The organism is Pseudomonas sp. AM14(2022), assembly GCF_036346455.1.
GTDB classification, from domain to species: domain Bacteria; phylum Pseudomonadota; class Gammaproteobacteria; order Pseudomonadales; family Pseudomonadaceae; genus Aquipseudomonas; species Aquipseudomonas putida_A.
The window spans coordinates 107,130-129,291 of record NZ_JAOTNY010000002.1 but is presented as its reverse complement, the minus strand read 5'-3'; the positions used below and the strand labels follow the sequence as shown (position 1 = coordinate 129,291).

The 22,162-nt window shown below is 61.7% G+C and carries 13 protein-coding genes; 12 read left to right on the top strand and 1 reads right to left on the bottom strand.

What is annotated here, in order from left to right; genetic code table 11:
- Positions 1-50: 50 nt before the first annotated feature.
- The 10 genes from V3W27_RS04240 to V3W27_RS04195 all read left to right on the top strand — a co-directional run bounded on the left by V3W27_RS04240 (position 51) and on the right by V3W27_RS04195 (position 17,666).
- Entirely contained in the window at positions 51-1,514 is a 1,464-nt protein-coding gene (locus tag V3W27_RS04240; protein WP_330206000.1) for a serralysin family metalloprotease, read from the top strand.
- Between the two features lie 93 nt (positions 1,515-1,607).
- Complete coding sequence (locus V3W27_RS04235; protein WP_330206257.1) at positions 1,608-2,036, top strand: AprI/Inh family metalloprotease inhibitor; 429 nt, start codon at positions 1,608-1,610, stop codon at positions 2,034-2,036.
- A gap of 204 nt (positions 2,037-2,240) precedes the next feature.
- Positions 2,241-4,016 carry a type I secretion system permease/ATPase gene (locus V3W27_RS04230; RefSeq protein ID WP_223007590.1) on the top strand — a complete coding sequence of 592 codons (1,776 nt, stop codon included), beginning with the start codon at positions 2,241-2,243 and terminating at the stop codon, positions 4,014-4,016.
- Positions 4,013-5,362 carry an HlyD family type I secretion periplasmic adaptor subunit gene (locus tag V3W27_RS04225; RefSeq protein WP_049827896.1) on the top strand — a complete coding sequence of 450 codons (1,350 nt, stop codon included), beginning with the start codon at positions 4,013-4,015 and terminating at the stop codon, positions 5,360-5,362. The genes V3W27_RS04230 and V3W27_RS04225 overlap by 4 nt, the downstream gene beginning before the upstream one ends.
- Before the next feature lie 2 nt (positions 5,363-5,364).
- Complete coding sequence (locus V3W27_RS04220) at positions 5,365-6,723, top strand: TolC family outer membrane protein (protein WP_096796761.1); 1,359 nt, start codon at positions 5,365-5,367, stop codon at positions 6,721-6,723.
- Positions 6,724-6,968: 245 nt separating this feature from the next.
- The gene (eprS, locus tag V3W27_RS04215) at positions 6,969-9,920 is read left to right on the top strand and encodes an autotransporter serine peptidase EprS (protein ID WP_330205999.1); all 2,952 of its coding nucleotides are present in this window, start codon (positions 6,969-6,971) and stop codon (positions 9,918-9,920) included.
- A 231-nt stretch (positions 9,921-10,151) separates the two neighbouring features.
- Positions 10,152-13,238, top strand: coding sequence for an autotransporter domain-containing protein (locus tag V3W27_RS04210; RefSeq protein WP_442962641.1), 3,087 nt, complete (start codon positions 10,152-10,154; stop codon positions 13,236-13,238).
- Between the two features lie 56 nt (positions 13,239-13,294).
- The gene (locus V3W27_RS04205) at positions 13,295-14,983 is read left to right on the top strand and encodes a polyurethane esterase (RefSeq protein ID WP_330205998.1); all 1,689 of its coding nucleotides are present in this window, start codon (positions 13,295-13,297) and stop codon (positions 14,981-14,983) included.
- Between the two features lie 216 nt (positions 14,984-15,199).
- Positions 15,200-17,053, top strand: a complete 1,854-nt coding sequence (locus tag V3W27_RS04200) for a polyurethane esterase (protein WP_330205997.1) — start codon at positions 15,200-15,202, stop codon at positions 17,051-17,053.
- Between the two features lie 238 nt (positions 17,054-17,291).
- Positions 17,292-17,666 carry a hypothetical protein gene (locus tag V3W27_RS04195; RefSeq protein ID WP_097087458.1) on the top strand — a complete coding sequence of 125 codons (375 nt, stop codon included), beginning with the start codon at positions 17,292-17,294 and terminating at the stop codon, positions 17,664-17,666.
- A 120-nt stretch (positions 17,667-17,786) separates the two neighbouring features.
- On the opposite strand, the gene V3W27_RS04190 is transcribed toward V3W27_RS04195, so the two are convergent.
- Positions 17,787-18,011 carry a YgdI/YgdR family lipoprotein gene (locus tag V3W27_RS04190; RefSeq protein ID WP_183779884.1) on the bottom strand — a complete coding sequence of 75 codons (225 nt, stop codon included), beginning with the start codon at positions 18,009-18,011 and terminating at the stop codon, positions 17,787-17,789.
- Positions 18,012-18,216: 205 nt separating this feature from the next.
- Between V3W27_RS04190 and V3W27_RS04185 the strand changes: the two genes are divergently transcribed.
- Positions 18,217-19,869: a VRR-NUC domain-containing protein gene (locus tag V3W27_RS04185; RefSeq protein WP_330205996.1), complete on the top strand. Its 1,653-nt coding sequence runs from the start codon at positions 18,217-18,219 to the stop codon at positions 19,867-19,869.
- Positions 19,866-22,157, top strand: a complete 2,292-nt coding sequence (locus V3W27_RS04180; protein ID WP_330205995.1) for an ATP-dependent DNA helicase — start codon at positions 19,866-19,868, stop codon at positions 22,155-22,157. Before V3W27_RS04185 ends, V3W27_RS04180 begins: the two co-directional genes overlap by 4 nt.
- Positions 22,158-22,162 lie beyond the last annotated feature (5 nt).

Sequence of the window (22,162 nt, the reverse complement as noted above, 5' to 3'; positions counted from 1 at the left end):
TGTCGCTATCTGACAAAAACTGTTCCATTGCTAAACAAGGAAGTGTGTTTATGTCGAAAGTAAAAGCTAATGCTGTTGATATCACCGCAGACACATTCGTGCCTGTCGGCGCAGCGCAATCTCTGGCTGCGACCAGCTCTGCCTGGAACCAGATCAACAGCTTCAGCCATCAATACGATCGTGGCGGCAACCTCACGGTCAATGGCAAACCGTCCTTCTCGGTGGATCAAGCCGCCACTCAATTGTTGCGCGACGGTGCCTCCTGGCACGACCTCGACAACAGCGGCAAGATCGAACTGACCTACACCTTTCTGACCGCCAAAACCGCTAACTTCAGCGGCCTGGGCGTCACCGGTTTCAGTCAGTTCAGCTCCCTGCAGAAAGCCCAGGCCGTGCTCGCCATGCAGTCGTGGGCGGATGTCGCCAACGTGACGTTCACCGAATCGGCCCGTGGTGGCGACGGTCACATGACCTTCGGTAACTACAGTGGCGGTCAGGAAGGCGCGGCGGCGTTTGCGTTCCTGCCAGGCACCGAGCCAGGCTATGACGGTCAATCCTGGTACCTGACCGGCAGTGGCTACGACGTCAACAAAACCCCGGGCCTGAACAATTACGGGCGTCAGACCCTGACCCACGAAATCGGCCACACCCTGGGCCTGTCTCACCCTGGCGACTACAACGCCGGCGAAGGCAATCCGACTTACAAGGATGCTTCCTACGGGCAGGACACCCGCGGTTACAGCCTCATGAGTTACTGGAGCGAAAGCAACACCGCTCAGAACTTCAGTAAGGGTGGTGTGGAAGCCTATGCCTCCGGCCCGCTGATGGACGACATTGCAGCGATCCAGAAGCTGTACGGCGCCAATCTGACCACCCGTACCGGTGACACCACCTACGGCTTCAACTCCAACGCCGGTCGCGATTTCCTCAGCGCCTCGTCGTCGAGCGACAAGCTGGTGTTCTCGGTGTGGGACGCGGGCGGCAAGGACACCTTCGACTTCTCGGGTTTCACCCAGAACCAGAAGATCAATCTCAACGAAGCCTCGTTCTCCGACGTTGGCGGCATGATCGGTAACGTGTCCATCGCCAAGGGCGTGACCATCGAGAACGCCATTGGTGGTTCGGGCAACGACCTGCTGATCGGTAACAGTGCGTCCAACGAGCTGAAGGGCGGTGCCGGCAACGACATCATCTACGGCGCTGGTGGTGCGGACAAACTGTGGGGCGGTGCGGGTTCGGACACTTTCGTGTTCGCCTCCAGCTCCGACTCCAAGCCGGGTGCAATCGATCAGATCCTCGATTTCGTCAGCGGTCTGGACAAAATCGACCTGAGCGCCATCACCAACGGTTCCGGCCTGCACTTCGTCAGCAGCTTCACCGGTTCGGCCGGCGACGCGATCCTGACCTCGTCGGGCGGCAACAGCCTGTTGTCGGTGGACTTCTCCGGGCACGGCGTGGCGGACTTCCAGGTCAGCACCGTCGGCCAGGCAGCGACCAGCGACATCGTGGCGTGATGTAAAACGGGAAAGCGGCGCTTGATGCGCCGCTTTCTTTACTTGCATCGTCCTGGCCGCTGGGCAAGGCTACGTGCCGGAGCGAATTTTCTGATGATCTATAAAGCTTTTACTTACAGGGCAATGGCGTGGCTTTCGGCGGCGTTCATCATGATTTCTGGAGAAACAACCATGGCAAACAGCCTCAGACTTGAAGATCCATCGGTGTTTGCCGGGCAATGGCAGGCTGTATTGACTGCGCCCGACGACGCACCACAGGCGCAGGCATTGCAGGACAAACCGTCGAACACCTGCCTGATCGATCTTGAACCGAACCAGACGCTGGGCAAGGGCGCCGAATGCCTGGGGGCATGGCTTGAGCAAGCGCCAATCGGCTGGTTTCCTGAACCGGACGGCTTGTCGATTACCGGCAAGGAAGGTTCAAGAATCCAGTTCTTCAGCCGACAACGTGATGGGCTTTATCTGAGCACTTTGAAGTCGGGACTGGAGATTACGCTGAAACGGAATACTCCAACGCAGTGAACAGCGAAATCGGTTGCACAGTTGAATATAAGGTTTCACGTTGCAGTTATAAGTGGCAGCCCGATACGTCGAATAGCCGTTGAGCAACGGAAGTTGTTATTGAAATGTAAATGCAAGTTGCAAGAACCCGTCCGGTCTGCGCACGGATAATTATTGGAAGCGTCTCGCCAAAGAATGGCGGGGAAATTATTGCAGGAATAATCAATGAAGATGGCGAAGGCCCCAGCCACCGCTCCCTTGTTCAAGGCTTTGGGTGACTATAAAAGCATTCTGATCAGCGTCGGGTGCTTTACCGCACTGATTAACGTGCTGATGCTGGTGCCCTCCATTTATATGCTGCAGGTCTACGACCGCGTACTGTCTTCGCAGAACGAAACGACGTTGGCGATGCTGTCATTGATGGTGGTTGGCTTCTTTGCCTTCATCGGCATGCTGGAGGTGATCCGCAGCTTCATCGTGATCCGCATCGGCAGCCAACTGGAGCGCCGCTTCAACCTGCGGGTGTATCAGGCGGCGTTCGAACGCAATCTGTTCAAGGGCGAGGGAAACGCCGGGCAATCGCTGGGCGACCTGACCCACATTCGCCAATTCGTCACCGGCCCGGCCCTGTTCGCGTTTTTCGACGCGCCGTGGTTCCCGGTCTATCTGTTTGTCATCTACCTGTTCAACGTCTGGCTGGGCGTGCTCGCCACGGCCGGCGCGCTGCTGCTGATTGCGCTGGCCTGCCTCAACGAATACATGACCAGGAAGCCGCTGGGCGAAGCCGCCGGTTACTCGCAGAAGTCCAGTCAACTGGCCACCAGTCACCTGCACAACGCCGAAACCATCCAGGCCATGGGCATGCTTGGCGCGTTGCGCAAGCGCTGGTTCGGTGTGCACTCGCGTTTCCTCGGCCTGCAGAATCAGGCCAGCGACACCGGCGCGGTGATCAGCTCGATCAGCAAGACCCTGCGCCTGTGCCTGCAATCGCTGGTGCTGGGCCTCGGTGCGTTACTGGTGATCAAGGGCGACATGACCGCCGGGATGATGATCGCCGGTTCGATCCTGATGGGCCGCGTGCTGAGCCCGATCGACCAGTTGATCGCCGTGTGGAAACAGTGGAGCGGGGCGAAGCTGGCCTATCGTCGTCTGGACTCTTTGCTGCAGGCGTTCCCGCCGAGTGATGACGCCATGGCGCTGCCGGCGCCAAAAGGCCAGATCACCTTCGAGCAAGTCAGTGCCGGCCCTCCCGGGCAGCGCGCGGCAACCCTGCAGATGATCAATTTCAATCTGGGCGCTGGCGAAGTGCTCGGCGTGCTCGGTGCTTCCGGTTCCGGCAAGTCGACTCTGGCCCGGGTGCTCGTCGGCGTGTGGCCAACCCTCGGCGGCACCGTGCGCCTGGACAGTGCCGACATCCATCGCTGGAACCGCGACGAGCTCGGCCCGTACATCGGCTACCTGCCACAAGACATCGAACTGTTCAGCGGCAGCATCGCCGAAAACATTGCCCGTTTCAGCGAAGCCAACCCGGAGAAGGTCGTGGCCGCCGCGCAACAGGCCGGCGTCCACGAGATGATTCTGCGCCTGCCGCAAGGCTACGACACGCAACTGGGCGAGGACGGCAGTGGCCTGTCCGGCGGTCAGAAGCAGCGTGTGGCCCTGGCCCGTGCGATGTATGGCGATCCGAGCCTGGTGGTGCTCGATGAGCCGAACTCCAACCTCGACACTGTCGGTGAAGCCGCGCTGGCCAGCGCCATCGCCCAGCTCAAGGCCAAGGGCACCACCGTGGTGCTGGTGACGCATCGCTCTTCGGTACTGGCTCAGGCGGACAAACTGCTGGTGCTCAACGATGGCCGCTTGCAGGCGTTCGGCGCCAGTCAGGAAGTGCTCAAGGCGCTGTCCGGCGCTCAGGAACAACAACGGGAAAAATCCGCGCAGGCACCGGGCGGGCTCAGCATGAGCCGGCAGTACCAGCCCTCGACAAGGAATTCGGGTGTATGAGCAGCGCCAGCATGAACACTGAAAACGAAGCCTCCATGGAACACGCGTACGTCACCGAGCGCCCGGAGCGCGATGCGAAATTCTTCGCCCGCATGGGCTGGATTCTGGCCATCGTCGGCGCTGGCAGTTTCTTCACTTGGGCCGCACTGGCGCCGCTGGATCAGGGGATTCCGGTGCAAGGCACCGTGGTGGTCTCGGGCAAGCGCAAAGCTGTGCAGTCGATGAGCAGCGGCGTGGTCAGCCGGATTCTGGTGCGCGAAGGCGAGATCGTGAAGCAGGGTCAACCGTTGTTTCGCCTCGATCAGACCCAGGTGGCCGCCGACGTGCAGTCGCTGCAAGCCCAGTACCGCATGGCCTGGGCCAGCCTCGCACGCTGGCAGGCCGAGCGCGACAACCGCAAAGAGATTACCTTTCCTGCCGAACTGAGTAACGACCCGGATCCGCGTCTGGCGCTGGTTCTTGAAGGCCAGCGTCAACTGTTCAGCAGCCGTCGCGAAGCGTTCTACCGCGAGCAGGCCGGTCTGCGCGCCAGCATCGAAGGCGCCACCGCGCAGCTGGCGGGCATGCGCCGCGCCCGCACCGACCTCAATGCCCAGGCCGATTCGCTGCAACAGCAACTGAGCAACCTGCAGCCACTGGCGGACAACGGCTACATCCCGCGCAACCGCTTGATGGAGTACCAGCGGCAGCTGTCGCAAGTGCAGCAGCAACTGGCGGAAAACACCGGTGAAAGCGGCCGGGTGGAGCAGGGCATCCTCGAATCGCGCCTGAAGCTGCAACAGCATGGCGAGGAATATCAAAAGGAAGTACGCACGCAACTGGCCGACGCTCAGCTCAAAAGCGTGACCCTGTCGGAGCAACTGACTTCGGCCGGTTTCGACCTGCAACACAGCGAGATCCTCGCCACCGCCGACGGCGTGGCGGTCAACCTCGGCGTGCACACCGAAGGCGCCGTGGTGCGTCAGGGCGAAACCCTGCTGGAGATCGTCCCGCAAGGCACCACCCTGGAAGTCGAAGGGCACTTGCCGATCAACCTGATCGACAAGGTCGGCACGCATCTGCCGGTCGATATCCTGTTCACCGCGTTCAACCAGAGCAAGACCCCGCGTGTACCGGGTGAGGTCAGCCTGATTTCCGCCGACCAGATGGTCGATGAGAAAACCGGCGTGCCGTACTACGTGTTGCGCAGCAGCGTCAGTGATCAGGCGATGGAAAAACTCCATGGCCTGGTGATCAAGCCCGGTATGCCGGCGGAAATGTTCGTGCGCACGGGCGAACGGTCACTGCTCAACTACCTGTTCAAACCACTGCTCGATCGCGCTGGCTCTGCGTTGACTGAAGAATAAGGATGTTCGGCTGTATGAATAAGCTTTCGATGTTGGGAGCAGCGTTCGCGCTGCTCGCAGGAAACAGCGCGCTGGCGGCCATGGGGCCATTCGAGGTCTACGAACAGGCATTGCGCAACGATCCGGTGTTCCTCGGCGCGATCAAGGAGCGCGACGCGGGCCTGGAAAACCGCACCATCGGCCGTGCCGGGCTGTTGCCGAGACTGGGTTACAACTACAACCGGGGTCACAACACCTCGAAGGCCACGCAACTGACCGCTCGCGGCAACCTCACCGAAGACCGCAACTACAACAGCTATGGCTCGACGCTGACCTTGCAGCAACCGTTGCTCGACTACGAAGCCTACGCGGCGTATCGCAAAGGCGTGGCGCAGTCGCTGTTCGCCGACGAGGCGTTTCGCGGCAAGAGTCAGGAGCTGCTGGTGCGGGTGCTGGACAACTACACCAAAGCCTTGTTCGCTCAGGATCAGATCGACATCGCCCAGGCCAAGAAGAAGGCTTACGAGCAGCAGTTCCAACAGAACGAGCACATGTTCAAACAGGGCGAGGGCACGCGCACCGACATTCTGGAAGCCGAGTCGCGCTATGAACTGGCGACCGCCGAAGAGATCGAGGCGCGCAATGAGCAGGACGCGGCGCTGCGTGAACTGGGGGCGCTGGTCGGCGTGCAGACGGTGGACATCAGCGAGCTGGCGCCACTGGATCAGAATTTTCAGACCTTTGCCCTGATGCCGGCCAACTACGACACCTGGCACGAACTGGCGATCAGCAACAACCCCAATCTGGCGTCGCAGCGTCAGGCGGTGGAAGTGGCCAAGTATGAAGTTGAGCGCAACCGCGCCGGGCACCTGCCGAAAGTCAGTGCCTACGCGTCGATCCGCAAGACTGAATCGGACAGCGGCAACACCTATAACCAGCGCTACGACACCAACACCATCGGCTTTGAAGTCAACGTGCCGCTGTACGCTGGTGGCGGGGTGTCGGCCTCGACCCGTCAGGCCAGCCGCACCATGGAGCAGGCGGAATACGAACTCGACGGCAAGACCCGCGAGACGCTGATCGAACTGCGCCGCCAGTTCAGCGCCTGCCTGTCGGGCGTCAACAAACTGCGCGCCTACCAGAAGGCCCTGGCCTCGGCTGAAGCGCTGGTGGTATCGACCAAGCAAAGCATTCTCGGTGGTGAACGGACTAACCTCGATGCGCTGAACGCCGAACAGCAACTGTTTACCACCCGCCGCGATCTGGCGCAGGCGCGCTACGACTACTTGATGGCCTGGACCAAGCTGCATTACTACGCGGGGACGTTGAACGAACAGGATCTGGCGCGGGTGGATGAGGCGTTCGGTGTTGCTCATCGCTAATGTGCATGGCTTGGGAGTGGCCCTCACCCTAACCCTCTCCCAGAGGGAGAGGGGACTGAATGGGGGATGTTCCAGATGGGCACCGATATGAGTGAGCGGTGCTGAATCCATAATCGACTCGGTTTCTCAGGTCGAGCATGGCTCAAGACACCCGGATTGGCTCCCTCTCCCTCTGGGAGAGGGCTGGGGTGAGGGTTTTACACCGCAGAAGAATCTGCATAAAACAATAAAAGTGAGTGGTGAACATGGAAGTACGCATCAAGCCGGCAGCGGTCGGCAGCCTGTTGCTCGCAGTTTCCATTGCGCAAGCCAACGCGCAGTACCTTGAAACCGGCAAGCCCGGCGATCCGGCCAGTTGGCGCAGCGCCGAATTCCAGCGCGACTGGGGCCTTGCACGGATGCAGGCAGATCAAGCCTACGCCGCCGGCATCACCGGTAAAGGCGTGAAGATCGGCGCCCTCGATTCCGGCTTCGATGCCGGCCACCCCGAGTTCGCCAGCGACCGCTATCACCCGGTGCTGGCCTCCGGCAGTTACGTCGACGGCTCGCTGTTCAACGTCAACGGCACCCTCAATTCCAACAACGATTCCCACGGCACCCACGTGGTCGGCACCATGGGCGCGAGCCGTGACGGCAACGGCATGCACGGCGTGGCGTACAACGCGCAGATCTACGTCGGCAACACCAACAACAACGACAGTTTTCTGTTCGGCCCGAAACCCGACCCGCGTTATTTCAAGGCCGCGTATGACGCCCTGGCCGCTGCCGGCGTGCGCGCAATCAACAACAGTTGGGGCAGTCAGCCGCCGGATGTCAGCTATCGCACCCTGGCCGATCTGCATGCCGCTTACGCCCAGCACTGGAATCAGGGCACCTGGCTCGATGCAGCGGCGGACGTCTCGCGCCGTGGCGTGATCAACGTGTTCAGCGCCGGCAACAGCGGCTATCCGAACGCCAGCGTGCGCTCGGCGCTGCCGTACTTTCAGCCGGATCTCGAAGGCCACTGGCTGGCAGTTTCCGGGCTGGACCAAAGCAATCAGCAAAAGTACAACCAGTGCGGCATCGCCAAATACTGGTGCATCACCACGCCGGGGGCGAAGATCGACAGCACCATTCCGGGTGGCGATTACGCAATCAAGTCCGGCACCTCGATGGCCGCGCCGCACGCTACCGGGGCACTGGCGCTGGTGATGGAACGCTACCCGTACATGAATAATCAGCAGGCGCTGGAAGTGCTGCTGACCACCGCCACGCAACTCGACGGCTCGGTTACCGATGCGCCGACCGAGCGGGTCGGCTGGGGCGTGGCCAACCTCAATCGGGCGATGCGCGGGCCGGGGCAATTGCTCGGTGCATTCGATGCCAACCTGGCGGCCGGGCAAAGCGATGTGTGGAGCAATGACATCTCCGACAAGGCACTGATTCAGCGCCAGCGCGAAGACCTCGCCGAACACAGTGCCTGGCAGCAGACTCTGCAGGACAAGGGCTGGCAGAACGGCGTCCCGGCCGGCGCCAGTCAGCAGGATCAGACCGACTACGCCGTCGGTATGGCGCGCGATGCCGCAGCGGCGACCCGGGTCTATCAGGGCAGCCTGATCAAGTCCGGGGCAGGGCGCTTGCTGCTGACCGGCGACAACACCTTTCGTGGCCCGACCACGGTCAATGGCGGGTTGTTGAGCGTCAACGGCTCGCTGGCCTCGGCGGTGACCGTCAACGACAGCGGCACCCTCGGCGGTTCCGGGCGGATCGCCTCGTTGCTCGCCAACAGCGGCGGCCGCGTGGCGCCGGGCAACTCCATCGGCACCTTGAGCGTGGCCGGTGACGTGACCTTCGCCCCAGGCTCGACCTACGCGGTCGAGCTGTCGCCGATCAGCAGCGACCGCATCGTTGCCGGCGGCAGCGCGAGCATCAACGGTGCCACGGTCAGCCTGTCGCTGGAAAACAGCCCGACCCTGCTCAGCACCACTGAAACCCGCAGCCTGCTCGGCCATTCGTACGACATTTTGCAAGCGGCCGGTGGTATTCAGGGCCAGTTCGGCGCGGTGCTGCCGGATTACCTGTTCATCGGCGGCAACCTCGACTACACGGCCAACGCCATTCAGCTCGACATTCAGCGCAACGCCACCTCGTTCGCCAGCGTCGGGCAGACCCCGAAGCAGCGTGCGGTGGCGGCCGCCGTCGAAGGCCTCGGCGCCGGCAATTCGGTGTACGAAAGCCTGCTGCTCTCAGCGTCTGCCGCCTCGGCGCAGCAAGCTTTCCAGCAACTGAGTGGGGAGATCTACCCGGCAATCGGCTCGATGCTGATCAATGACAGCCGCCAGTTGCGCGACGCGGTCGGCGAACGTCTGCACGATGCCAACGCCACGCAAAGCAATGGCTGGATCAAGGCCCTCGGTGCCTGGGGTTCGACCAACTCCGGTAACGACACCTCGCGCTACAGCACCTCAATCGGTGGTCTCCTCGCCGGTGTTGACGGCGCGCTGGACGAGCAGACCCGCATCGGTCTGGTCACTGGTTACAGCGACAGCTCGCTGAACATGGGCTCGGACACGCATTCGTCGGCCAAGGTCGACAGCTATCACCTCGGCGCTTACGCCGGTCATGACATCGGCGCCTGGCGCCTGAGCACCGGCGCGGCCTACAGCTGGCATCGCGGCGATGTGAAGCGCGATCTGCAATACGGCGATGTCAGCGCCAAACAGAAAGCCAAGGTCGATGCGGCGACCACGCAGGTTTTCGGTGAAGCGGCTTATCGGCTGAATCTGCAGCCGCTGGCACTGGAGCCGTTCGCCAACCTCGCTTACGTGCATCTGGATACCGAAGGCTTCACCGAAAAGGGCGATGCGGCGGCGCTGAAAAGCTCGGGCGAGCAGCGTGATGCGGTGCTGAGTACGCTCGGTGTGCGCGCGGTCAAGCGCTTCAATCTGTCGACGCAACAGGCACTGGACGTCAGCGGCCACCTCGGCTGGCAGCACAGCCTCAGCGACATCGACGCCGAACAGCATCTGCGTTTCGCCAGCGGTAGCACACCGTACGCGGTCGAGAGTTCGGCACTGGTGCGTGACGCGGCGCTGGTTGGCGTGCAAGCCAGCCTGGCGTTGAGCAAGGACGTGCGGGTCAACCTCGATTACAACGGACAACTGGCCAACCGCGAGAAGAGCCACGGCGTGGGGCTGAGCCTGAACTGGCAGTTCTGACGGAGGGCGTACGCGTCCCCCTGTAGGCGCTGTGGGCACATACCTGTGGCGAGGGAGCTTGCTCCCGCTCGGCTGCGCAGCAGTCGTAAATCCGATGAGCCGGGTTCGACTGGAAGAATGCACAGGGCCGCTTCGCGCCCCAGCGGGAGCAAGCTCCCTCGCCACACAAAGCAGCATTCATGAGATTGAAGTACACGGATTTTTCGCAACAACACTAAGGAAGGTCGCTGGATGAATAACAACAATACCCCCGCGCAAACGGGCGGTCGCTTCGCCATGAAAACCCTCAATTGCGCCATGCTCTGCGCACTGGCCACCTGGGGCACCGCGCACGCGGCGCCTTACGTGGAAAGCGGCCGCAGCGGCGATCCCGCCAGTTGGCGCAGCGCCGAGTTCCAGGCGGAATGGGGCCTGGGCGCCATTGGCGCGGATCACGCTTACGCCGCCGGTTACACCGGCAAAGGTGTGAAGCTGGGCATCTTCGACCAGCCGGTGTATGCCGCGCACCCGGAGTTTTCCGGTGCCAATAAAGTCATCACCCTGGTCACCAGCGGGATCCGCGAATACACCGACCCGTACATCCCGGTCAAAGCCGGCGATGCGTTCCGTTATGACGGTTCGCCCTCGGTCGGTTCCGACGGCAAGCTCGGTGCCCACGGCACCCACGTCGGTGGCATCGCTGCCGGCAGCCGTGACGGCGGGCCGATGCACGGCGTGGCGTTCGGTGCGCAGATCATCAGCGCGGATAACGGTGACCCGGGTCCGGAAGACGGCATCGTCCGTGGCAACGACGGCGCGGTGTACAAGGCCGGTTGGGATGCGCTGATCGCCAGTGGCGCGCGGATCATCAACAACAGCTGGGGCATCGGCATCACTGACCGTTTCGACCTCGGCGGCCGCGACCCGGCGTATCCGCACTTCACCGTCAACGACGCGCAATTGCAGTTCAACGAAATCCGCACACTGCTCGGCACCAAGCCCGGCGGCGCCTACGACGGCGCCATCGCCGCCGCCCGCAGCGGCATCGTGACGATCTTCGCCGCCGGTAACGATTACAACCTGAACAACCCGGACGCTATCGCCGGCCTCGGTTACTTTGTGCCGGACATCGCGCCGAACTGGATCACCGTCGCCGCGTTGCAGAGGAACCCGGACCAGGCCAGCGCCAATCCGTACATCATGAGTACGTTCTCCTCGCGCTGCGGCTACACCGCGAGCTTCTGCGTCTCGGCACCGGGCACGCAGATCTACAGCTCGATCATCAGCGGCACCAACGCCGACAACCTGACCACCGGCTACAAGAACTACAACGGCACCTCGATGGCCGCACCGCATGTGGCGGGCTCGATGGCGGTGTTGATGGAGCGCTTCCCGTACATGACTGGCGATCAGGTCGCCACGGTGCTGCGTACCACCGCCACCGACCTCGGCGCACCGGGCATCGACGCCTTGTACGGCTGGGGCATGATCAACCTGCGCAAGGGCATTGATGGCCCGGCGATGTTCGTCACCGAGCAGGACATCCCGGAAGAGTTCCGCATCCAGGGAGCCTACGGTTCCGGGCAGTTCGTCGCGGACCTGCCGGGCATCGGCGCGATCCTCGACAAGGGCAAACCGACCGAGCGCGTCTGCAACGACATCACCTGCGGCCTCGATACCTGGCGCAACGACATTTCCGGTCACGGCGGCCTGACCAAGCAGGGCATCGGCACGCTGGTGCTGACCGGCAACAACACCTACAGCGGCCCGACTCTGGTCAATCAGGGGCGTCTGGCGATCAATGGCTCGCTGGCTTCGGCGGTCACAGTCAACGACAGCGGCATCCTCGGCGGTAACGGCCGCATCGGTGCACTGACTGCGAAAAGCGGCGGTACGGTGGCGCCGGGCAACTCGATTGGCACGCTGAACGTCGCCGGTGACGTGACCTTCGAGCGCGGTTCGACCTACGCGGTGGAAGTCTCGCCGACCAGCAGCGACAAGATCGTTGCCGGTGGCAAAGCCGTGATCGATGGCGCCACGGTCAGTCTGTCGCTGGAAAACAGCCCGACCTTGCTGACGACGACTGAAGCGAAGAGCTTGCTCGGTTCGCAGTTCAACATCCTGCAAGCGGCCGGTGGCATCCAAGGCCAGTTCGGGCAAGTGCTGCCGAACTACGCGTTCCTCGGCGGCACCCTGGCGTACTCGGCAAACGGCGTGCAACTGGACGTCGGGCGCAACGGCGCGTCGTTCGCCAGTGTCGGCCTGACGCCGAACCAGCGTGCGGTTGGCGCGGCTGCCGAGGGTCTGGGCGCGGGCAATGCGCTGTTCGAAACCCTGCTGCTGTCGCCGAACGCGGCGTCGGCGCAACAAGCCTTCCAGCAACTGTCCGGCGAAATTCACCCGGCCATCGGTACGATGCTGATCAACGACAGCCGCTACCTGCGTGAAGCGGTGGGCGAGCGTCTGCGTGAGCGTGATCTGTTCAATGCCGACGCACCGACCGACGACCGCAGCAACGCCTGGGTCAAGGTACTGGGTTCGTGGGGCAAGAGCGATGGCGGCCATGAAAACGCCGACTCCAACAGCTCCATTGGCGGGCTGCTGGCCGGTGTCGACGGTTTGATTGCTGAAGATACGCGTCTGGGTTTCGTTACCGGTTATAGCGACAGCTCGTTGAACATGGGCGGCGACACGCATTCGTCGGCCTCGGTCGACAGCTACCATCTGGGTGCGTACCTGGGGCATCAGATTGATGCGCTGCGTCTGACTGCCGGTGCCGCTTACAGCTGGCACCGCGTGGACGTGAAGCGTGATCTGCAGTTCGCGGGTGTCAATGGCAAAGAGAAAACCAAGCACGATGCGGCGACCACTCAGGTGTTCACCGAAGCGGCTTACGATCTGCGTCTGCAACCGATGAATCTGGAGCCTTTCGCCAACCTGTCGTACGTGCACTTGAACACCGACAGCTTCACCGAGAAGGGTGATGCTGCGGCGCTCAAGAGCGGCGAAGACAACCGCGACGTGGTGCTGTCGACCCTTGGCGTACGCGCCAAACGCAGCTTCGCGCTGTCGGACAAACATCAGCTGGAACTGGGCGCGACCCTCGGCTGGCAGCACAACCTGAGCAGTGTCGATGCTGACAGCCACCTGGCCTTCGCCAATGGCAACAGCGCGTTCACCGTGCAGAGTGTGTCGATGGATCGTGACGCGGCGGTGGTCGGCGTACGCGCCGGGCTGGCGCTCAATCGCGATGTCCGGGTCAACCTGGACTACAACGGACTGATCGGTAACAACGAGAAAGACCACGGTGTGGGTCTGACCCTCGACTGGCAGTTCTAAAGGCGTGCCGGCAGTCTCTTGGGGGCTGCCGGTTTTGAAGGAAGAGAGAGCACAACATGGGATTGTTCGATTATAAAAATGCCGACGGCAAAGCGTTGTACAGCGATGCCATCGCACTGACGCTGTATGCCTACACGCCAACCGGCCAGCCGTTGCCGGCCACCGCCTGGAAACCGCTCAGCGCCACGGCGCTGAGTTATCAGGGCAAGGTCGGCGCGCAAGGCACGTTCTTCGGCGAGAAGGACGGCTTCACCAGCGCCGAGGCCGAAGTGCTCGGCAAGTACGACGCCGGCGGCAAGCTGATCGGCCTCGGCGTGGCCTTTCGCGGCACTGGCGGGCTGGGTTACAGCGACACCTTCGGCGACATGAAAAACAACCTGCTGGCCGCCATTGGGCCATCGGATTACGCGAGCAACTACGCGAAAAATGCCTTCGACAACCTGCTCAAGTCCGTTGCCGCGTTTGCCATGGCTAACGGCATCGCTGCCAAGGACGTGCTGTTCAGCGGCCACAGCCTCGGTGGCCTCGGGGTCAACAGCGTGGCCGAGTTGAGTGCCAGCAACTGGGGCGGTTTCTTCAAGGATGCCAACTACATCGCGTTCGCCTCGCCGACCCAGAGCAGCACCGGCAACAACGTGCTGAACATCGGTTACGAAAACGATCCGGTGTTCCGCGCGCTGGACGGCACCACATTCAGCAGCGGGTCGCTGGGCAAGCACGACGGACCGCATGAGTCGACCACCGACAACCTCGTCAACTTCACCGACAACTATGCGTCCACCGCGCAGAACCTGGTGCCGTTCAGCATCGTCAATCCGCTGAACTGGTCGGCCCACAGCTCGCTTGGGTATGCCGATGGCTTGAACCGGGTGATCGATTCGAAGTTCTACAATCTCACGCACAAGGACTCGACCCTCATCGTCTCCAACCTTGAGGAATCTTCCCGGGGCAAGACCTGGGTCGAGGATCTGGGGCGTAGCGGCGAGCCGCACACCGGCAGCACCTTCATCATCGGCACCAACAGCAACGACTGGCTCAAGGGCGGGGCGGGTAACGACTTCCTCGAAGGCCTGGGCGGCGATGACCGCTTTCGCGATGACGGTGGTTTCAACATCCTCCTCGGTGGTCAGGGCCACAACACCTTCGAGCTGCAGAAACCGCTGCAGAACTTCAGCTTCGCCAACGACGGTGACGGCACGCTGTACGTGCGTGACGCTTACGGCGGCATCAGCATGACCCGCGACATCGGCGCGCTGGTGAGCAAGGAATCGGGGTCGTGGTGGGGTAGCAAGGAAATCACCTGGGGCGTCACGGCCAAGGGGTTGACCAATGGCAGCGAACTGACCCAGTACACCCATTCGCTCAACGGCGATGCGTACGGCAATGCACTGCACGCCACCGCCGACGGTGACTGGCTGTTCGGTCTGGGTGGCGATGACAAGCTGATCAGCGACAAGGGCCACGTGACCTTCGTCGGCGGCGCCGGCAATGACGTGATGACGGCGGTGGGTGGCAACAATACCTTCCTGTTCAGCGGCGCGTTCGGTTTTGATGCGATCAATGGTTACCAGGGCAGCGACAAACTGGTGTTCATGGGCGTCGAAGGCGCGGGGCAGGGCTACGACTACAAGCAGCATGCTGTGCAGTCGGGGGCCGATACCGTGCTGAAGATTGGCGACTATGCCGTGACCCTGGTCGGGGTGGGAGTGGCTAACCTGTCGGACTCGGCGTTCGTTTTCGCCTAGCTCCCTGTTAAGACAAACCCTGTAGGAGTGAGCCTGCTCGCGATCGCGGTAAGTCAGTCTCCATCCATGTTGCCTGACACGGTCTCATCGCGAGCAGGCTCACTCCTACAGTTAAAAGCAATGCAAGTAGTACTGAAATGCTCCGGGGCGTGCCCGCGAGGGGCGCCCTGGCTGTGAGCTATCTCTGACAATTCCAACAAAAGAGAGGCAATAGCAATGGGTGTGTATGACTACAAGAACTTCGGCACAGCCGATTCCAAGGCGCTGTTCAGCGATGCCATGGCGATCACGCTGTATTCCTACCACAACCTCGATAACGGCTTTGCCGCCGGTTATCAGCACAACGGCTTCGGCCTCGGCCTGCCCGCCACGTTGGTGACCGCGCTGCTCGGCGGCACCGATTCGCAAGGGGTGATCCCCGGTATTCCGTGGAACCCCGACTCGGAAAAACTCGCCCTCGACGCGGTGAAAAAAGCTGGCTGGACACCGATCACCGCCTCGCAACTGGGCTACGACGGCAAGACCGACGCCCGCGGAACCTTCTTCGGTGAGAAGGCCGGTTACACCACCGCCCAGGTGGAAATCCTCGGCAAGTACGACGCCCAGGGCCATCTCACGGAAATCGGCATCGCCTTTCGCGGCACCAGTGGCCCGCGGGAAAACCTGATCCTCGATTCCATCGGCGACGTGATCAACGACCTGCTGGCAGCGTTCGGTCCCAAGGACTACGCCAAGAATTACGTCGGCGAAGCGTTCGGCAATCTGCTCAATGACGTGGTGGCGTTTGCCAAGGCCAACGGCCTGACCGGCAAGGACGTGCTGGTCAGCGGCCACAGTCTCGGTGGGCTGGCGGTCAACAGCATGGTCGATCTGAGCGGTGGCAAGTGGGGCGGATTCTTCGCCGATTCCAACTACATCGCCTACGCCTCGCCGACCCAGAGCAGCACCGACAAGGTGCTCAACGTCGGTTACGAAAACGATCCGGTGTTCCGCGCCCTCGACGGCTCGACCTTCACCGGCGCCTCGGTCGGCGTGCACGACGCGCCCAAGGAATCGGCCACCGACAACATCGTCAGCTTCAACGATCACTACGCCTCGACCGCGTGGAATCTGCTGCCGTTCTCGATTCTCAATATCCCGACCTGGATCTCGCACCTGCCGACCGCTTACGGCGATGGCATGAACCGCATCATCGAGTCGAAGTTCTACGACCTGACCAGCAAGGACTCGACGATCATCGTCGCCAACCTGTCGGACCCGGCGCGGGCCAACACCTGGGTGCAGGACCTCAACCGCAACGCCGAAACCCACAAGGGCAGCACGTTCATCATCGGCAGCGACAGCAACGACCTGATCCAGGGCGGCAGCGGCAACGACTACCTCGAAGGTCGCGCCGGCAATGACACCTTCCGCGACGCTGGCGGCTACAACGTCATCCTCGGTGGCGCCGGCAACAACACCCTCGATTTGCAGAAATCGGTGAACACCTTCGATTTCGCCAACGACGGCGCCGGCAACCTGTACGTGCGCGACGCCAACGGCGGGATCAGCATCACCCGCGACATCGGCAGCATCGTCACCAGGGAGCCGGGTTTTCTCTGGGGCCTGTTCAAGGACGACGTGACCCACAGCGTCACGGCTAGCGGTCTGAAGGTTGGCAGCAACGTCACTCAGTATGAGTCCAGCGTCAAAGGCACCAGCGGCGCCGACACGCTCAAGGCAAATGCCAGCGGTGACTGGTTGTTTGGTCTGGATGGCAACGATCATTTGATTGGCGGCGTCGGCAACGATGTGTTTGTCGGTGGCGCCGGCAATGACCTGATGGAATCGGGGGGCGGGGCGGATACGTTCCTGTTCAACGGCGCGTTCGGTCAGGATCGGGTGGTTGGCTTTACGGCCAACGACAAACTGGTGTTCCTTGGCGTGCAGGGTGTGTTGCCCAATGATGACTTCCGCGCGCATGCGACGGCGGTGGGGCAGGACACGGTGCTGAAGTTTGGTGGGGATTCGGTGACATTGGTTGGGGTGGCGCTGAATAGCCTCAGTGCCGATGGAATTGTGATCGCCTGATGCATCCGTAACCTGTGGCGAGGGAGCTTGCTCCCGCTGGGTCGCGAAGCGGCCCTGAAGATTTTGTGAGCGCTACGCGCTCAAGCGGGAGCAAGCTCCCTCGCCACAACTTGGCATCAAAAGTGACTCAACAGCCACACCCTGACTCAAAAGCTGTGCAAACAGCAGAAGCGGCCTAAAGCCAGCACGTGCACGCACGTTCTATAGCCAGCCGCCATTGAGTACAGGAGATGCACACGTGAAAAGGTTCAAGGGGTATGTCGGGATTGTCGGACTGGCGCTGTTATCGGCCAATGCCTGGGCCGATCTGCCTCAAACCTCGATTCTGAGCCGCTACGGCATCAGCAGTGACCAATTGCCGAAACCGGCGAAGACCGAAGCAGCCGAGCCGGTCGAAGAGAAAAGCCTGTTTCAGATCCAGCCCGAACAGCCGTTCGTGACGTTTCGGCGCGGTGATGACAAACAGGCGCAAGCCACTGGCAATCTGAGCATTGACCGCATGACCCAACAGGATCTGGAACGCTGCCGGCGTCTGCAAGCCGAGCTGGCGCGGCGCGGTGAGCAGTATTTCAGCTGTGATCACAGCATTATGGGTTTGCCTGCTTTCGAATAACCCAGGCGGATAACACTTCCCCTGTAGGAGCTGCCGCAGGCTGCGATCTTTTGATCTTGTTTTTAAAATCAAAATCAAAAGATCGCAGCCTGCGGCAGCTCCTACAGGTAAAACGGGGTGTCAGTCTTCCTTGCGTACGGTCGCGACCTCATCGGAGCGGACCTTCACCTTGGTCCCGGAAATATCCTCGAACTCATAGAACCCGTCCTTGTTCTTGGTTTTCGGCATGTCCTTGGTCAAATACTGAGTGCCGTTCTGCAAGGTCACCACGGTCGGTGTCGAGCAGCCGCCCAATGCCAGGAAGGCTGCTACCGCCAGGGAAAGACCCAGAGTCTTGATGTTCATACCCACCTCAAATACCTCATTCCATATCAATTGACCGTATCCGGTCTCTAACGCGGTTGGTGCCGTCGAACCGGGAAAAGTTCGATGGCACCCTGAAAAAATCCCGATTGCCGCTGCCACTGATCTTTTTCCGTTTGCAGGAGACAGGGCAGAGCTGGTATCTGTACGCATAACCAGTATTCGCTCGCCATGGCCCTGAATTCCCGTGACTGCCAACCCGCTCGACGATCCGTTCTATTACCTCAACAACTTCTGGCAAGTGCTTGATTGGCTTGAACTTCGCTATGCCGATGTGATGAGCGAATCCGAGCACGGCTTTATTCGCGACTTCAAGGCCTTGCCACGCGCTTCGCAGGGTTTGCTGGTGCGCATGATAATGCGCAAGGGCGTGCATTTCCGCCTCGGCAAACTCAACTACCCGGAAATTGGGGACATCAGCAACGCCGCGCAGCCGTTGTTGCGTCACGGCTGGCTCGACGATCAGGCTCTGTTGAGCGTGGCCGAAGTGTTCGACGTGTTGCTCAAGGCTGAACTGCTGCAGGCGTTCGGCAGCTTTATCGAGCAACCCAAGGGCCGCAAGGACGACTGGCTGCCGGTGCTCGCCGAGCAATTCAGCGAGTCGCGCAGCCTCTGTGATTGGGCGCCGACGCTCGGCGACTGCTTGCTCAGCCTGACCATCATGGACCTGTGCGACCGCCTGCGTCTGATGTTCTTCGGCAACCTGTATCAGGACTGGTCGGAATTCGTCCTCGCCGACCTCGGGATCTTTACCTACGAAAAAGTCGAGTTCTGCGCTGACTCCCGCGGCCTGCGCAGCCGTGAAGACGTTGACGCCTGTCTGTTCCTGCATCAGTGCCAGCAACGCTTCGAGGCCGGTGAGCAGTTGGAGATCATCGTCGAGCAGGTCAGCGCGTTGCAGTTCGACAACCCGTGGCTGCAACGGCGGCGCGGCAAGGTGCTGTTCCAGATCGGCCAGTATTGCGAGCGCGTCGCCGAGTTCGCCCTGGCGTTGAGCATTTACCGCGATTGCACCTACCCCGGCGCCCGTCAGCGAATGATCCGCGTGCTGGAGCGCTGCGGCGAATACGCACTGGCGCTGGAGCTTGCCACTCTCGCCGAACAGGCGCCGGAAAGCGCCGCCGAACAGCAGAGCCTGCAACGGATGCTGCCACGGCTGCGTCGCAAACTCGGCGGGCCGCCGCTCAAACGGGCAACGCCACGCCCGGTCGAGCGCCTCGATCTGCAACTGCCGCGCACTGATCCGGGATTGTCTGTGGAGTTTTACGTGCAGGCGCATTTGCACGAAGACAGCGGCCCGGTGCACTACGTCGAGAACAGCCTGATCAACTCGCTGTTCGGCCTGTTGTGCTGGCCGGCGATTTTTGCGCCGCTGCCGGGGGCGTTCTTTCATCCGTTCCAGCGCGGGCCGGTGGATCTGCTCAACGAAGACTTTCAGCAACGCCGCGCCGAACTGTTTCAGGCTTGCCTCGACCAACTCGACGACGGCCGTTATGCGGCGACCATTCGTGAGCGCTTCGCCGCCAAATGGGGCGTGCAGTCGCCGTTCGTGTTCTGGGGCGCGTTGAATGAGCAACTGCTGGAGCAGGCGCTGGCGTGTTTGCCGGCGGAACACCTCAAGCACTGGTTCAATCGCCTGCTGCTCGACATCAAGGCCAATCGCGCCGGCATGCCGGATCTGATCCAGTTCTGGCCGCAGCACAAGACCTACCGGATGATCGAAGTCAAAGGCCCCGGTGACCGCTTGCAGGACAACCAACTGCGCTGGCTGGAATTTTGCCACCAACACCAGATGCCGGTCGCCGTGTGCTACGTGCAATGGGCGGAGCAGAGCGCTTGAGCTACAGCATTGCCGTCCGTGCCCTATGCGAGTTCACCGCCAAGACCGGCGACCTCGACCTGCGTTTTACCCCTTCGCCGACAGCCCTCGAAGGCATGCTCGGGCACCGCACCGTGGCCTCGCGGCGCAACGACAAATACCAAAGCGAAGTGGCACTGGAAGGCGAGTTTCTGCGGTTGAAGGTCAGGGGCAGGGCGGACGGCTATGACCCGGCGCAGAACTGTCTGGAAGAAGTCAAAACCTATCGCGGTGACCTGAGCAAGCAACCGGCCAACCATCGGCAGTTGCATTGGGCGCAGGCGAAAATCTACGGCTGGCTGATGTGCCGCAAGCTTGAACTTGAGCAGATCAATCTGGCACTGGTGTATTTCGACATCGTCAGCGAAAAGGAAACCTGTCTGGTCGAGTCCTTCAATGCACCCGACTTGCAAGCCTTTTTCGAGCAACAATGCCGGTTGTTTCTGGACTGGGCCGAGCAGGAAATGGCCCATCGCGAGGCGCGCAATCTGGCCGCGCAGCAATTGAGCTTTCCCCACGCCGACTTTCGCCCCGGCCAGCGGCATCTGGCCGAATCGGTGTTCAAAGCGGTCAGCACCGGCCGCTGCCTGATGGCCCAGGCGCCCACCGGGATCGGTAAAACCCTCGGCACGCTGTTCCCCATGCTCAAGGCACTGGCGCCGCAGCAACTGGACAAGGTGTTCTTTCTGACCGCCAAGACCCCGGGGCGCAAACTGGCGCTGGATGCCAGTCAGGTGTTGTTCGATCAGTCTGAACGCTTGCCGCTGCGGGTGCTGGAGATGGTCGCCCGCGACAAGGCTTGCGAACACCCGGACAAAGCCTGTCACGGTGAGTCCTGCCCGTTGGCCCAGGGCTTTTATGATCGGCTGCCCGCCGCCCGCCAAGCGGCCAGCCGGATCAATCTGCTCGATCAGGCGGCGATGCGTGAAGTGGCCCGTGAGCACACGGTGTGCCCGTATTACCTGAGCCAGGAAATGGCCCGCTGGGCCGACGTGGTGGTGGCGGACTACAACTATTACTTCGATTTCAGCGCGCTGCTGTTCGGTCTGGCCCAGCTCAATCAGTGGAAGGTTGCGGTGCTGGCGGATGAAGCGCACAACCTGGTCGAACGTGGGCGTTCGATGTACAGCGCCAGTCTCGATCAGGCCGCGCTGGCCAGTGTGCGCAAGACGGCCCCCGAGGTGCTGAAAAAATCCCTGCAACGGGTCAACCGCGAGTGGAACGCGCTGCATCAGCCGCAACTGGCGCCGTATCAAGCCTACGACAAGGCCCCGGAGAAACTGCTGCAAGCGGTGTCCCTGTGCAGCGCGGCCATCGGCGACTACCTCAATGATCATCCGCAGGGACTCGACAGCGCGCTGCAAACTTTCTATTTCGACATGCTGCAGTTCGGCCGGGTGGCGGAGCTGTTCGACGAGCATTACCTGTTCGACATCAGTAAGCGCGACCTTGAGCGCAAGCGGCCGCTGTCGCAGTTGTGCCTGCGCAACGTGGTGCCGGCGGCGTTCATCGGCCCGCGGCTGAAAGCGGCGCGCAGCAGCGTGTTGTTCTCGGCGACGCTGAGCCCGCGACGCTATTACGCCGATCTGCTCGGCACGCCCGCCGACACGGTATGCATAGACGTCGAATCACCCTTCAGCGCCGAACAGCTGCAAGTGCAGATCGTCAGCCGTATCTCCACGCGCTTCAATCATCGCCAGGCGTCGCTGGAACCGATCGTCGAGCTGATCGCCCGCCAGTTCAGCGAGCGCCCGGGCAATTACCTGGCGTTCTTCAGCAGCTTCGATTACCTGCAACAAGTGCTGACGCTGCTCGCCGAACGCCATCCGCAGATCAATCTGTGGCAGCAGTCCCGGGGCATGGCCGAAGGGCAGCGGCAGGCCTTTCTCGATCAGTTCACCGCCGACAGCCAGGGCATCGGCTTCGCCGTGTTGGGCGGAGCGTTCGGCGAGGGCATCGACCTGCCCGGGGCACGGCTGATCGGCGCGTTCATTGCGACCCTGGGGCTGGCCCAGCTCAACCCGGTCAACGAACAGTTGAAACAGCGCATGGCGGCGATTTTCGGCGCCGGTTACGACTACACCTATCTGTATCCGGGCGTGCAGAAAGTGGTGCAGGCCGCCGGGCGGGTGATCCGCACCCGTGAAGATCGTGGCGTGGTGATGCTGATCGATGACCGCTTCGCCGAACCGCGCATTCAGCAACTGCTGCCACGCTGGTGGTCGCTCGGCACCGACTCGTCCTCAATCAACCCATTGATCACGCCGTGAATAGA